Consider the following 12476-nt stretch of genomic DNA (forward strand, 5'->3'; position numbering starts at 1 on the left):
GGTCAGGGGCTCTCGTTGGTCAGGTCGCGCACCCGCTCCTGCACGACCACCTTCTTGCGCAGCACGCCGTAGCGGTGGTAGTTGTCCGCGACCTGCTGCAGCTCGGCCACCACCGCCGGGGTGACGGGCGTGCCCGTCCGCTTGGCACGCTCCGCGACGACCCCGGCCACCGACTCGGGCCGGCGCGTCAGGTCGACGTAGATGCGGGTGTAGGCGGCGGCGTTGGCCCGCGCCCAGTCCATCGCGCGGTTGTAGCGGCGGACGAAGTCGGCCATGGCCGCGCGGGTGGACGAGTCGGCCAGCGAGTCGTTGTTGGCGTCCAGGAAGCCGAGCCCGGAGGCCAGGCCCCCGGAGTCGCGCAGGATCCTGGCGCCCTGCTCCTGCTCGGCGACGGCGGTGTACGGGTCCCAGGTGGACCAGGCGTCGATGGAGCCGGACTGCAGCGCGGACGCCGCGTCCACCGGCTGCAGGAAGCTGATCTTCACGTCCTTCGCGGTCAGGCCGGCCTCGGTGAGCGCCTGCAGCAGCAGGTAGTGCCCGATGCTGCCCTGGGTGGTCGGCGAGACGGCCTTGCCCCGCAGGTCGGCGACCGTCTGGATCGGCGAGTCCTTCGGCACCAGGATGGCCAGCCCGCCGCGCTTGGGCTGCTGGTTGGCGGCCACGATGCTGATCTCCTCGGTGGCGGCCAGCGCGTTCAGGGTGGGCGCGTCGCCGGCCACGCCGACGTCGATGGCGCCGCCGCGCAGCGCCTCCAGCAGCGGCGCGGCCGCCGGGAACTCCGCCCAGTTGACCTTGTAAGGAACGCCGTCCAGCGCGCCGGACGCCTTCAGCAGGGCCTGCTGGATGCCCGCCTGGTCGCCGACCCGCAGCGTCACCGAGGACAGGTCGGACGCGTCGCCGGGGTTCGACGGTCCGGAACAGGCGGCGGGCAGCAACAGTCCGATCGCCGCGGCGGCGGCGAGCAGGAGTCGGCGCATTGTTGAGTGCTCCTAGTGCGGGGGGTTCTCTAACGGGTACAGCTCGGGGAGGTTGACGACGATGGCTTCCTGGGTGCTGCGGGAGATCACCACCACGGCCGGCTGGTCCGGGTCGGGGTTCTCCTCGCGGTGCGGCACGAACGGCGGCACGAAGATGTAGTCGCCGGGGGCGGTCTTGATCCGCACCTCGTCGGTGCCGTCGTGGAAGACGAACTCGGGGTGGCCGCTGACCACGTGGATCGCCGTCTCGGACTCGCCGTGGTGGTGGTTGCCGGACGCGGTGGCCGGCGCCACGTGCGTCTCCCCCATCCAGATCCGCTCCGAGCCGACCCGCTCGCCGCTGATCGCGGCCAGCCGCCGCATGCCGGAGGTCTGCGCGGTGTCGCCGTCCAGCTCGCCGGCCCGAACGTGGTGCAGCCTGGTGCGCAGCGGGGTCCGGTCGGTGGCGCCGGCGGTGTCGGTCAGGTCCGGGTGGAATGCGTCGGTCATCCGATGGCCTCCTCGATCTGTCTTGTTGCGACATCCTCGACTGTCCAGGCTTCGAGGAACTCGGCAACTGTCTGGCCGAGGCGGTGCCACAGCCAGGAGTCCGGGCCGGCGGTGTGCAGCGAGACGAGCACGCCCTCCACCGCGCGCACCACGTCCGCGACGGTGATCTCCGATGACGGCCGGGCCAGCCAGTAGCCGCCCTCGCAGCCGCGCTGGCTGCGCACCAGTCCGGCCCTTCGCAGCTCGATCATGAGGTTGACCAGCGAGTTCAGCGGGATGTCCCGGGCGCGGGCGATGGCCTCGCAGCGCACCGGCTCTCCCGGCTCGGGCGACCCGGTGCCGGCCGCGATCAGCTCGGCGACGGCGCGCAGCGCGTAGTCCAGCCGGGCCGAGACGTGCAGCGGGGCGGCCCGGCGGGCTCGCACCGGCTTGGCCGGCTCCAGCGGTTCCGACAGCAGCACGGCGCCCTTGCCGATCTCCTCGACGAACAGCACCAGCTGGGCGGCCACGCTGCGGTGGAACCGATCATTGAGCACATCGTGCACGCCGCCCGACACTACAACGCAACGTGTTCCGGGCCGTCGGGCGGCAAGCAGGCGGACCGGGGCCACCGGGGCGACCGGGTCGGCGTCGCCGTGCAGGATCAGCACGGGCAGGTCGGGCAGCGTGGCCGGCGGTTGTGGAACCAGGTCGACCAGCGCGCCCCAGCCGAACCCGGGGTCGTTGCCGATCAGCTCGCGGTGCACCGGGCAGGAGGTACGGGCGGCCAGTTCGGCGTCCCGATCGGCGAAACCGGGCCCGGGCGGCTCGGCGGCCGGTTCGAGCGGCAGGCCGGCCAGCACCAGCGCGTCCAGCTCACCGGGGTTCTCGGCGGCCCAGGTCCACGCGTGCACCGCGCCGGAGTCCGCGCCGAGCAGCACCCGCGAGCCACCGGGGTGCGCGGCCAGCGTTGCGTACAGGTGCGCAGGGCTGAAGCCGTCTTCCCGCAGGTCCGGAGCCACCACCGTGTAGCCGTCGGCCGCGAGCCTCCGTCCGATCCGCTGGTACACCCCGGGGTGCTCGCCGCGCCCGTGCACCACGACGACAGTTCCCCTCGACGAGCCGTCCGGGGTCCACACCGTCATGAGGTGACACCGGCCTCGGTACGGCTGGACGCGCGGCGGGACAGCTCGGCGCGGACCAGCGGGATCAGCTCGCGGCCGTAGTCGACGGCGTCGTCGAGTGGGTCGTAGCCTCGGATGAGCAGCGTGCTCACCCCGATGTCGACGTAGTCCAGCAGCGCGGCGGCCACCGTCTCCGGGGTGCCCACCAGCGCGGTGGAGTTGCCGGCCGCGCCGGTCGCCGCGGCGGTGGGCGTCCACAGCGCGCGGTCGTGCCGCTCGCCGCGCTCGGCGGCCGCCAGCAGCCGCTGCGAGCCGACGTTGCCGGGCGCGCCGACGTGCATCTTCCTGCCGGTGAACGAGCCGTGCCCACCGCCGGCCGCCGTGATCCCCGCCAGGATGCGGTGCGCGCGCTCCCACGCCGCCTCCTCGGTCGGACCCAGGATCGGCCGGAACGACACGCTGATCCGCGGCGGCTCCGACCGGCCGGCGGCGCGCGCGGCCTCGCGGACGGCGGCGATCTGCTCGGCGGTCTCGGCCAGCGGCTCGCCCCACAGCGCGAACACGTCGGCGTGCCGCCCGCCCACCCGGTACGCGGCGGCCGACGAGCCCCCGAAGTACACAGGTATCCGGTCCTGGAACGGCCGGACCTCCGCCTGCACGCCCTCCACCCGGTAGTGCCGGCCGTGATGGTCGAACGGCTCTCCCGCGGTCCAGGTCTTCGTCAGCACCTCGAGGTACTCGTCGGTGCGGTCGTAGCGCTCGTCCTTACCCAGAAAGTCCCCGTCGCGCCGCTGCTCCACATCGCTGCCGCCGCTGATCACGTGCACCGCGACCCGCCCGCCGGAGAAGTGGTCCAGCGTGGCGAACTGGCGCGCGGCCAGCGTCGGCGCCACGAACCCCGGCCGGTGCGCGACCAGGAACCCGAGCCGCTCGCTGTGCGCCGCCGCGTACGCCGCGACCTGCAGCCCGTCCGGCGTGCTCGAGCTGTACCCGACCAGCACCCGATCGAACCCGGCATCCTCGTGCGCCCGAGTGAATCGCCGCACGAACTCCCGGTCGATCACCGGCCCGGCCGCGGGGTGGATCTCCGACACATGACGCGTGCCGATCATCCCGATGAACTCGACGCTCACACTATCCTCCCAGGTCAGGACCCGTGAGTGGATAGCGTTGCTATGACAACGCCAACCACTCACGGGTTCAGCGGACGCCCAGTCGGGCCAACAGATCGGTACGCAGGGCGACGAACTCGCGGGAGCCGGGGTCGCGGGGGCGGTCCAGGGTCACGGAGACGTCGTAGTCGATGCGGCCGGACGACATGACCAGGACGCGGTCGGCCAGGGTGAGCGCCTCGGACACGTCGTGGGTCACGAGCAGGACCGCGCAGCCGTGGCGCTGCCACAGCTCGGCGACCAGCGCTTGCGCGGTGAGCCGGGTCAGCGCGTCCAGCGCGGAGAACGGCTCGTCGAGCAGCAGCAGGTCGGGCTCGCGGACCAGGGCGCGGGCCAGCGAGGCACGCTGCGCCTCGCCGCCGGACAGCGTCTTGGGCCACACGTCGGTGCGGTGCGCCAGGCCCACCTCGTCCAGGGCGGCGACCGCGCGCTGTCGGTCCGGGCGGCCGGGCAGGCCGAGCGCGACGTTGCGCCAGACGCGCTTCCACGGCATCAGCCGGGGCGACTGGAACGAGATCGCCCGCCGCCGCGCCACCCGGACCGTGCCGGCGATGTCGCGGTCCAGGTCGGCCAGGATGCGCAGCAGCGTGCTCTTGCCGCAGCCGCTGGTGCCGAGCAGCGCCACGAACTGGCCGGGCGGGATGTCCAGGTCCAGGCCGTCGAGCACGGCGCGGTCGCCGAACCGGCGGGTCAGCCCGGTCACGGACACCGGCCCGGTCACGGACACCGGGCCGGTCACGCTCGTCACGCCCCGCGAAACGCCGGTCGCCATGCCAGCAGCACCCTTTCCAGTGTCCGGACGATGAGGTCACCGAGCAGCCCGAGCAGGGCGTAGAGCACCAGGCAGACGACGATCACGTCGGTCTGGAAGAACTCCCTGGCGTTGTTCATCAGGTAGCCGATGCCGGACGTGGCGTTGATCGTCTCGCCGAACACCAGCGCCAGCCACGCCGAGCCCAGCGCGTAGCGCAGCCCGACCAGCGCCTGCGGCAGCGCGGACGGCAGGATCACGTGCCGCACCTGCCCCAGCCAGCCCAGCCCGAGCGTGCGCGCCGCCTCCACCAGGCCGGCGTCCACATTCCGGATGCCGCCGAAGATGTTCATGTACAGCGGGAACGTCACGGCCAGCGAGATCAGCGCGACCTTGGGCTCCTCCCCGATGCCGAACCAGATGATCAGCAGCGGGATCAGGCCGATCACCGGGATGGTGCGCAGCATCTGCACCGGCGCGTCGATCACGTCCTCGCCCCGGCGGAACAGCCCGGACAGCGTGGCCAGCGACACCGCCGCGACCAGCCCGATGGCCAGCCCGAACAGCACCCGCCCGACCGAGGTCAGCACCGCATCGGACAGCTGCCCCTCCGTCCACAGCCCGACCGCCGTGCGCGCCACCGTCACCGGCGCGGCCAGCGTCTCCGAGGGCAGCGCGCCCAGCGAGCTGAGCAGCTGCCACAGCGCCACCAGCGCGATCGGCGAGAACGTCTTGAACAGCCAGCGCGGCACCCGCCGCTCACCCCGCGCCGGGGTGTTGCGCACGGTCTGCAGGTCAAGTTCGGCAACACCGGCGCGCGCGTCGCCGTGGGTCACGGTCATCGGCACTCCTCGGGGCGGGTTCGGGCACGAAGTGGGGCGGCCCCGAGTCGCGACGGCGCCGAGCCCGGGACACCGCGGCAGGCGCCGGCACGGCGCGGGCGGCAAGGGTCAGCGCGAACAGATGGCGGAGGACACCCGCAGCAGGTCGATGTGACCCCGCTTGGTCAGCATCACGTGTCCGTCCACGGCAGGGACGCTAATCGCCGCGCCGCGCTAATCTCAACCAATCAGGTTGGATTTGTGAACCAGGTCACCAGGCGCCCGAGCGGGCGACCACTCGTGGGCGAGCAGCGAGTACAGCAGCGAGTCCCGCCACGCCCCGTTGGTGAACACATGGTCGCGCAGCCGCCCCTCGTAGCGGAACCCGATGCGGGTGAACACCGCCAGCGACGCCTCGTTGCCCGGCCCGATCGCGGCGCTCACCCGGTGCAGGTCCAGCCGCCCGAACCCGAAGCCGAGCAGCGTGGTGACCGCGTCGCGGGCGTAGCCGAGGCGCCAGTGGTCGGCCGCGATCGCGGTGCCCAGCTTGGCCGCGCGCACGCCGGTCAGCCCGAGGCGGGCGAACCCGACCAGCCGGTCGCCGGCCAGCGGGGTGACCGCGAGGTAGTACTCGGTGCGCGGGCGGGCGGCGGCCCGTTCGATCGCGCCGGCCAGCATGTCGCGGACCTGGCCCGGGGTCCGGGAGTCGAACGAGAGCGTCCGGGTCACCCGGTCGTCGCCGAGCACGGCGAACGCGTCGTCGACGTCGTCCAGCCGGAACTCCCGCAGCCGGGTCAGCACGCCCGTCAGCCGGAGGCCGGTCACCGAGAAACGGCCAGGCGCTCCGAGCTGAACCCCAGCAGCGCGGCCTCCAGCTCGAGGGCCACGTTCGCCTTGCGGCCGGCACGGGCAAGCACCTGGCGAACATAGTCCACCGAGGTGACCACGCCGTGGATGCGCCGCGCGGTGGGCAGCGACAGCACGTCGGTCATCGCCTCGGCGGCGCCGTCCAGCTCGCCGCGCTCGATCCGGGCGACGGCCAGCGCGCAGCGGGCGCCCGCCTCGTCGCCGAACGCCCGGTCCGCCTCCAGGGCGGCCTCGTAGGCCTCGATGGCCTGGGTGGCCAGCCGCTCGGTGCGCTCGCTCTCCGCCGCGCCGCCCCAGCGCATCGCGTCCGCGGCGTAGTAGTACTGCCGGGGCAGGTTGAACGTGCACATCCCGCCGAAGCCGTCCAGCTCGTCGGGGCGCACCTGTTCGCGGGCGTCCTGTGCCCGCTGGATGGTCTCCCCCGCCTCGGACACCTTGCCCAGGGCCGCGAGCGCGCGGGCCTTGCCGGCGGCCAGCCACACCGACGCGGTGCCCTTGGCGCGGTCGGCGGCCTCGCTGCCCTGCTCGGCGTAGCGCACCGCGTCGTCCAGCCGGCCGGCCCAGTAGGAGATCAGCGACTGCAGGCCGCGCGCCCAGGCCCGCAGCCCGTCGTGGCCGGCGTTGTCCGCGCAGGTGTACGCGGCGCGCGCCTGGGTGATCGCGTCGTGCGGCGCGCCGAGGTCGTGCGAGGCCTTGGCCATCAGCCCGGACGCCACCCCGGCCAGCAGGTAGAGCTCGCGCGCCTGCTCGGGCCGCTGCCGGCCCTCCAGCAGGCCGAACGCGTGGCTCTGGGTGTCCACGATCTCGCCGAGCAGCGAGGCCAACGGCTGGCGCGGGTAGGCGACCGCCAACCGCCGGATGTCGTCCGCAAGCTGATCAACCGTCTCGGTACCCACGTTGGTCGCCTCCGCACTAGTCAGGAAATCCCGTGCGCGCTCGGCGCTGAGTGCGACGAGCTGCCCTTGCCAGTCGCTGTTCGTACCCCGATGGGTGGCGGCCGAGCGGGACGAAGCGGCCAGCACACCGGCTCCCAACGGCGGCCCGAGCAGGCGGGCGGCCGGTTCGCCGAAGATCCTCTCCAGGGTGCCCTGTGCCCTGGGGTAGGGCAGCCCCTTGACGCTCCCGGCGACCCAGCGGTATGCCTGCCGGGCCGAGAGGGAGTCGCCGGACAACCGCTCGAAGCGGGCCCGGAAATCGTCGACGGTCATGTGCCGCTGCGCGAGCAGCTGCTCCAGACGAGTGCGCGGTGAGGCCTTCTCCGCCACGCCGGTTTCCCCCGATCCCTGTAGTGACAGGAATCACCGTAGTTGACAGTCCTATCGATAGACCCACCCCCCTCGTGCGACGGCGACAGATGGCACAAGAAGTCAGTGTCCGCGACATTCCGAGGGCATGTGATCCCGAGAGAGAGTGCCGCTCCATGTCCGGTATAACAGCTCCCGGCCCAGCCGGTCAGCCCTCCGCGAGTTGGGTGATCTGGGTGACCTGCAGCCAGGACCAGCGCGAACACGCCGTCGCCGACGACGAGATCGCGGTGGCGTTCCTGGAGCACAGCGGGACCTACCGCTCGCTGTGCGGGCACACGATCCTTCCGCAGTCCATGGTCGAGCCGTTCGGCCCGCGCTGTACCCGGTGCCACACGCTGCGCGAACGGCGGCGGACCACGGCGCGCTCGGCGGCCAGCGCCGCGAAACGAATCGCGCGGCGGCTGCTCCGGTCAACTCCCTGACGCACCCCGAACCGACCCCGACGCTCCCCGGCCCCGAGCCGCTCCCCGCCGGTTCGCCACCCACACGGCGGCGACCACCACCACGCACCCCACCAGCTGCACGGCCGTCGGGTCCTCACGAAGGACCACGAGGGCGAGCGCCACGGCGAGCACCGGCGTCAGCAGGAGCAGCGCACTGGTCTTGTTCGGCGCCAGCCGAGGGCTGCCGATCCCGACCAGGACCCAGGACGCCACCTGGCCGACCAGCGCCAGCGCGGTCAGCCAGCCCCAGGCGGCCGGCGGTTGGGACAGCTGGATGCCCGTGGTGAACGGCCCGACCACGGCGGCGATCGCGGCCGCACCGACGGTGGCCAGCGCGATCGGGGTGACCGAGTGGCCGGGGCTGCGCTCCCCGGAGAGCCGGTTCAGGTAGAGGAACGCGCCGTAGGCCACGCCGGCGGCGATGCCGAGCAGCGTGCCGCGCACCGGGTGGGCGCTGCTCAGGCTCCCGCCGAGGGCGCCGCTGGCCAGCAGCACCCCGACCAGCATGACCGGGCACGCGGCCACGAACCGCCGGGAGATCGGCGTGCCGTCCAGCAGCCGCGCCAGCACCGGGAACGCCACCACCTGGACGTTGACCAGGACCGTCGCGATCGCCGCGCCCACGTCGAAGATCGAGGCCGTCCACATCATGAAGTCCGCGCCGAGAAACGCCCCGGCCGCCAGCCCGCACCAGATCATCCGGGCCGGCATCAGCCCGCGCCGGCGCAGCTCGTAGCCGGCCAGCGGGAGCAGCACGACCAGGGCGATCAGGCAGCGCAGCAGCGCCGAGCTGGCCGGGTCGGCGCCGGCGAGCTTGACGAACATGCTGGACGCCGAGATGCCGATCGCGCCGGCGAGCACGCACAGGGTGGCCGTCAGGTCCGTGCGTGACGGCGCGGGTTTCGGGGTCGGAGTCGCTGCTGGAGTCGGTGTCGGTGTCGATGCGGCGGGATGCTGGCTGGCGTGCTGACTGGATTGCACTGGGAGGCCCACTGCTTCGACACTGCCACCGACGTCCGCTAACCTCTACTTCGTATTCTTACCGTCTAAGTATTAGTGTGACTTAGATGTCTTCCCTGTCCTGGGAACGGCTGCGCGTCTTCGCCGCCGTCGCCGAGCACGGCTCGATCACCGCCGCCGCCGAGGCCCTGCACATCACCGGCCCCGCGGTGTCGCAGCACATGCGCAAGCTGGAGCGCGAGGCGCGCTGCCGGCTGGTCGAGCCGGACGGGCGGGGCATCCGGCTCACCCCCGCCGGGCACCTGCTGGCCGGCTCGGCGCGGGACATCGCGGCCACGGTGGCCGACGCGCAGCGCGACCTGGCCGACGCCAGCGGCCAGGTCGCCGGGCCGCTGCGCATCGGGGCAATGGCCAGCGCGATCCGCACCCTGTTCCCCGACGTGCTGCGGGCGCTCATCACCGCGCACCCCCGCCTGGAGCCGAGGCTGCTCGACGGCGAGATCGTCGACCTGATCCCGGCGCTGCGGGCGCGCCGGATCGACGTGCTGGTGATGGAGGTCTGGTCGGCCCATCCGGCGACGGTGCCCGCCGGCATCCGGGTGACGCAGCTGGTCACCGAGGAGGTGCGGCTGGCGGTGTCGGCGCGGCATCCGCTGGCGCGGCGTGCCTCGGCGCCGCTGGCCGAGCTGACCGATCAGGTCTGGACGGCCTGCCCGCCGCACACCGACCAGCACGGCGCCCTGGTCCAGATCCTGCGGGCGCACCACGTCGACGCCGACGTGCGCTACAGCGTCTACGACTTCACCACCCAGCTCGCGCTGGTGGCCGCCGACCTCGCGATGGCACTGGTGCCCCGCACCGCCGTGCCCCCCGGCGCGCCGGTGCCGGGCGTGCGGCTGCTGCCCTGCGAGCCGGCCGTGTCCCGCTCGCTCGCGGTCGCCTCGCTGGCCACCGGCGACACCCCGGCACTGCGCGCGTTCGTCGCCGAGCTGACCCGGGTGACCTCGACAGACCTGCCACCGTGGCCCGAGCACCCTGCGCTCGATGACGGCTAGTCTGTGACAGTGACCGCCGCAAACCCGTTCGACGAGTCGCCGGTTCCGGCGCTGCCGCCGGGCACCTCGCCGGCGGCCATCCGGGACGCGTTGATCGACGAGGAGCGGACCGCGTTCGAGCGCTCATACCGGCGAGCGCTGGCGGATGAGGCCGAGACGCTGGACCTCACAGGCGTCCTCGACGTGCTGCGCAACTATCACCGCATCGCGTGGCTGACCCATCGGCAGGGGCCCGAGGCGCACCGCAGGATGCTGGACAAGGCCGCGGAGATCGTACGGACCGGCGAGAACCCCGACGGGGTGCCGGCCGACGAGGTGCGGGCACTGATCCGCCAACGCCTCGGCCAGTAGGTCTCAGGGCGAGCGGCGGAGCGGTTGCAGGCGTAGGCGACGGTCGCGGCGGTAGTCGCCGGAGACGATCCGCTCGGCGCGTTCGTGCAGATGTTCCTGGTAGTGCGGGCACTCGTCGAGGCGCTCGTTCTCGCAGCTCAGCACGTGGTGCAGCAGGTCCTTGACGCGGCCGGCCTCCTCGATGAACCGCTCCAGCTCGGCCACCCGGTCGGCGGCCACCCGCTTGGCCTCGGAGATGCTGCCCGCCGCGTCGTGAAACAGCCGGGACATCTCGTCGAGGGTGAAACCGGCCTCGCGCCAGAAGTCGATGGCGGCGAGCTGGTGCACGCCGCGCCGGTCGAACACCCGCTGCTGTCCGGACCTGCCGGCCGGCGCCAGCAGCCCCTCGTCCTCGTAGTAGCGCAGCGCGGACGGCCGCATCCCGGCCAGCGCGGCCAGCTCGCCAATGGTGAACCGCTCCCCGTCCGCCTCGGCCGTCATGGTTCAAGCCTACTTGAGCGGGTCGATCAACCGGGGTTGTCGCGGAGCCAGTGCTCGGCCCAGGCGGTCAGCGAGATGACCGGTTCGGCGAGCGCCTCGCCCCGGGGCGTGAGCCGGTACTCGATGCGCACCGGGACCTCGTCGTGCACGGTGCGGACCACGATGCCGTCCTCCTCCAGGTCGCGCAGCCGCTGCGAGAGCACCCGGTGCGACATGCCGGGGCAGGCGGCGGCGATCTCGTTGAACCGGGTCATGCCGGCCAGCAGGGCGCGCACGATCGCACCGGCCCAGCGCCGCCCGATGATCTCCACCGCGCGGTGGTAGTGGGGGCAGAACGCCGTGTCGCCGTTGCGGAGCAGCGACGACGGCGGTGACTTCTCGCACATACGGCCCATTGTGACCGAGGTGGGTTCCAGAATACAACCTGGTTCGCTTTTGTAACCAATACTAGAGGGATGGGGTGCCGCCGTGAACGAACCGGTCACGACGTCGGCCGGGCGCGCGGGCGCGAGCGCCCTGCCGGCGCGCACGAGCTGGGCGGTCGCGCTGTTGCTGTTCGGCGGCGGGGTCGCGGCGGCGTTGCAGGTCGGCAAGGCGGTGGCGGCGCTGCCAGCGGTGCGCGAAGACCTGGGGCTCTCGCTGGTCACCGGCGGCTGGGTGATCGCGGCGGTGAACGTCGCGGGCGGGCTGTTCGGGCTGGTGCTGGGCGCGACGGTGGACAGGTTCGGGCATCGGCGCTCGATGCTGGCCGGGCTGGGCGTGATCGCGGTGTCCAGCGCGGCGGGGGCCACCGCCCAGGGTGGCGCGCTGCTGCTCGCGACCCGGTTCGGCGAGGGGCTCGGGTTCGTGCTGACCGTGCTCGCCGTGCCCCCGCTGCTGCTCCGGGTGACCGCGCCGGCGCGGCGCGGCGTGATGTTCGGGCTGTGGAGCGCGTTCATGCCGACCGGGACCGCGCTGGGCGTGCTGGTCACGCCGGTGCTGCTGGACCACGGCGGGTGGCGAGGGCTGTGGCTGCTGGGCGCCGCGCTGACCGGCCTGACCGCCGCCGCGGCCGGGCTGGCCACCCGCACCTTGCGGCCGGCACCTCGGGCACCGGAGAGCGAGCCGCGCGCCAGGGTGCTGCCGGTGCTGCGCGCGGTGGCCACCGCACCGGGGCCGCTGCTGGCCGCCGGCGCGTTCGCGATGTACGCCGGGCAGTACCTGGCGGTGTTCGGCTTCCTGCCCACGCTGCTCATCGAGGACGGCGTGCCGGTGGGCACGGCGGCGCTGCTCGCGGCGGCGGCCAGCTTCGTCAACGCCCCCGGCAACCTGCTCGGCGGCTGGCTGCGCGGGCGCGGCGCGCCGAGGTGGGTGCTGATCTGCGCGGGCAGCGCGGTGATGGGCCTGTCCGCGGTCGGGATCTTCGCCGGCGGGCTGCCGCTGGAGTGGCGCTACGCCTGCTGCGTGCTGCTGTCCCTGGCCGGCGGCATCATCCCGGCCACGCTGATCGGCGCGACGCCGGACCTGGCGCCGTCACCGAACGCGATGGCGGCCACCGTCGGGGTGGTCATGCAGGGCTCCACGCTCGGGCAGGTGGCCGGCCCTCCGGTGGTGGCGGCGGTGGCCACCTCGGTCGGCGGCTGGGGCGCGACGCCGCTCGTGCTCGGCGCCGCCGCGCTGGTCGCCATCGCGCTCGGGCTGGCGCTGCGGCGTTTCTAGCG

At 73.3% G+C, this 12476-nt stretch carries 16 protein-coding genes; 4 read left to right on the forward strand and 12 right to left on the reverse strand.

What is annotated here, in order from left to right:
- Window positions 1-2: 2 nt before the first annotated feature.
- The 9 genes from N912_RS0133855 to N912_RS0133890 all read right to left on the reverse strand — a co-directional run bounded on the left by N912_RS0133855 (window position 3) and on the right by N912_RS0133890 (window position 7445).
- Window positions 3-977 (reverse strand): ABC transporter substrate-binding protein, encoded by a 975-nt coding sequence (locus N912_RS0133855; protein WP_028925905.1) that lies wholly within the window; start codon window positions 975-977, stop codon window positions 3-5.
- Between the two features lie 12 nt (window positions 978-989).
- A complete protein-coding gene (locus N912_RS0133860; RefSeq protein WP_028925906.1) occupies window positions 990-1466 on the reverse strand; it encodes a cupin domain-containing protein in 477 nt (158 codons plus the stop codon).
- Entirely contained in the window at window positions 1463-2590 is a 1128-nt protein-coding gene (locus tag N912_RS65325; RefSeq protein ID WP_211261506.1) for an alpha/beta fold hydrolase, read from the reverse strand. Before N912_RS65325 ends, N912_RS0133860 begins: the two co-directional genes overlap by 4 nt.
- Entirely contained in the window at window positions 2587-3702 is a 1116-nt protein-coding gene (locus N912_RS56350) for an LLM class flavin-dependent oxidoreductase (RefSeq protein WP_037068065.1), read from the reverse strand. The genes N912_RS65325 and N912_RS56350 overlap by 4 nt, the downstream gene beginning before the upstream one ends.
- Window positions 3703-3769: 67 nt before the next feature.
- A complete protein-coding gene (locus tag N912_RS0133875; RefSeq protein ID WP_028925907.1) occupies window positions 3770-4513 on the reverse strand; it encodes an ABC transporter ATP-binding protein in 744 nt (247 codons plus the stop codon).
- The gene (locus N912_RS0133880; protein WP_084211455.1) at window positions 4486-5334 is read right to left on the reverse strand and encodes an ABC transporter permease; all 849 of its coding nucleotides are present in this window, start codon (window positions 5332-5334) and stop codon (window positions 4486-4488) included. Before N912_RS0133880 ends, N912_RS0133875 begins: the two co-directional genes overlap by 28 nt.
- 108 nt (window positions 5335-5442) lie before the next feature.
- Window positions 5443-5520 carry a putative leader peptide gene (locus N912_RS67125; RefSeq protein WP_425415347.1) on the reverse strand — a complete coding sequence of 26 codons (78 nt, stop codon included), beginning with the start codon at window positions 5518-5520 and terminating at the stop codon, window positions 5443-5445.
- 33 nt (window positions 5521-5553) lie between these two features.
- A complete protein-coding gene (locus tag N912_RS56355) occupies window positions 5554-6138 on the reverse strand; it encodes a GNAT family N-acetyltransferase (protein ID WP_084211456.1) in 585 nt (194 codons plus the stop codon).
- Window positions 6135-7445: an NsdA family TPR-like regulatory protein gene (locus N912_RS0133890; protein ID WP_156994220.1), complete on the reverse strand. Its 1311-nt coding sequence runs from the start codon at window positions 7443-7445 to the stop codon at window positions 6135-6137. The genes N912_RS56355 and N912_RS0133890 overlap by 4 nt, the downstream gene beginning before the upstream one ends.
- 215 nt (window positions 7446-7660) lie before the next feature.
- On the opposite strand from N912_RS0133890, the gene N912_RS0133895 reads away from it, so the two are divergent.
- Window positions 7661-7909, forward strand: coding sequence for a hypothetical protein (locus N912_RS0133895; protein ID WP_156994221.1), 249 nt, complete (start codon window positions 7661-7663; stop codon window positions 7907-7909).
- Here the strand turns inward: N912_RS0133895 and N912_RS0133900 are convergent.
- Window positions 7898-8791: a DMT family transporter gene (locus tag N912_RS0133900; protein ID WP_211261507.1), complete on the reverse strand. Its 894-nt coding sequence runs from the start codon at window positions 8789-8791 to the stop codon at window positions 7898-7900. The two genes, N912_RS0133895 and N912_RS0133900, sit on opposite strands and share 12 nt — an antisense overlap.
- Window positions 8792-8997: 206 nt before the next feature.
- On the opposite strand from N912_RS0133900, the gene N912_RS56360 reads away from it, so the two are divergent.
- Complete coding sequence (locus tag N912_RS56360; RefSeq protein WP_051581184.1) at window positions 8998-9945, forward strand: LysR family transcriptional regulator; 948 nt, start codon at window positions 8998-9000, stop codon at window positions 9943-9945.
- A 9-nt stretch (window positions 9946-9954) separates the two neighbouring features.
- Window positions 9955-10296 carry a DUF6247 family protein gene (locus N912_RS0133910; RefSeq protein ID WP_051581185.1) on the forward strand — a complete coding sequence of 114 codons (342 nt, stop codon included), beginning with the start codon at window positions 9955-9957 and terminating at the stop codon, window positions 10294-10296.
- Between the two features lie 3 nt (window positions 10297-10299).
- Here N912_RS0133910 and N912_RS56365 read toward each other — a convergent pair whose 3' ends face one another.
- Complete coding sequence (locus tag N912_RS56365; protein WP_051581186.1) at window positions 10300-10776, reverse strand: MerR family transcriptional regulator; 477 nt, start codon at window positions 10774-10776, stop codon at window positions 10300-10302.
- Window positions 10777-10802: 26 nt separating this feature from the next.
- Entirely contained in the window at window positions 10803-11162 is a 360-nt protein-coding gene (locus N912_RS0133920) for a winged helix-turn-helix transcriptional regulator (protein WP_051581187.1), read from the reverse strand.
- A gap of 82 nt (window positions 11163-11244) precedes the next feature.
- Here N912_RS0133920 and N912_RS0133925 point away from each other — a divergent pair, with 82 nt between their 5' ends.
- Window positions 11245-12474: an MFS transporter gene (locus N912_RS0133925; RefSeq protein WP_028925914.1), complete on the forward strand. Its 1230-nt coding sequence runs from the start codon at window positions 11245-11247 to the stop codon at window positions 12472-12474.
- The last annotated feature ends 2 nt before the right edge of the window (window positions 12475-12476 follow it).

The organism is Actinospineispora acaciae DSM 45401 (assembly GCF_000620785.1).
Taxonomy (GTDB): Bacteria; Actinomycetota; Actinomycetes; order Mycobacteriales; family Pseudonocardiaceae; genus Pseudonocardia; species Pseudonocardia acaciae.

Coding starts and splice junctions, on each gene's coding strand:
- N912_RS0133855 (WP_028925905.1), bottom strand. CDS start 977: ATGCGCCGACTCCTGCTCGCCGCCGCCGCGGCGATCGGACTGTTGCTG.
- N912_RS0133860 (WP_028925906.1), bottom strand. CDS start 1,466: ATGACCGACGCATTCCACCCGGACCTGACCGACACCGCCGGCGCCACC.
- N912_RS65325 (WP_211261506.1), bottom strand. CDS start 2,590: ATGACGGTGTGGACCCCGGACGGCTCGTCGAGGGGAACTGTCGTCGTG.
- N912_RS0133875 (WP_028925907.1), bottom strand. CDS start 4,513: ATGGCGACCGGCGTTTCGCGGGGCGTGACGAGCGTGACCGGCCCGGTG.
- N912_RS0133880 (WP_084211455.1), bottom strand. CDS start 5,334: ATGACCGTGACCCACGGCGACGCGCGCGCCGGTGTTGCCGAACTTGAC.
- N912_RS56360 (WP_051581184.1), top strand. CDS start 8,998: ATGTCTTCCCTGTCCTGGGAACGGCTGCGCGTCTTCGCCGCCGTCGCC.
- N912_RS56365 (WP_051581186.1), bottom strand. CDS start 10,776: ATGACGGCCGAGGCGGACGGGGAGCGGTTCACCATTGGCGAGCTGGCC.
- N912_RS0133920 (WP_051581187.1), bottom strand. CDS start 11,162: ATGTGCGAGAAGTCACCGCCGTCGTCGCTGCTCCGCAACGGCGACACG.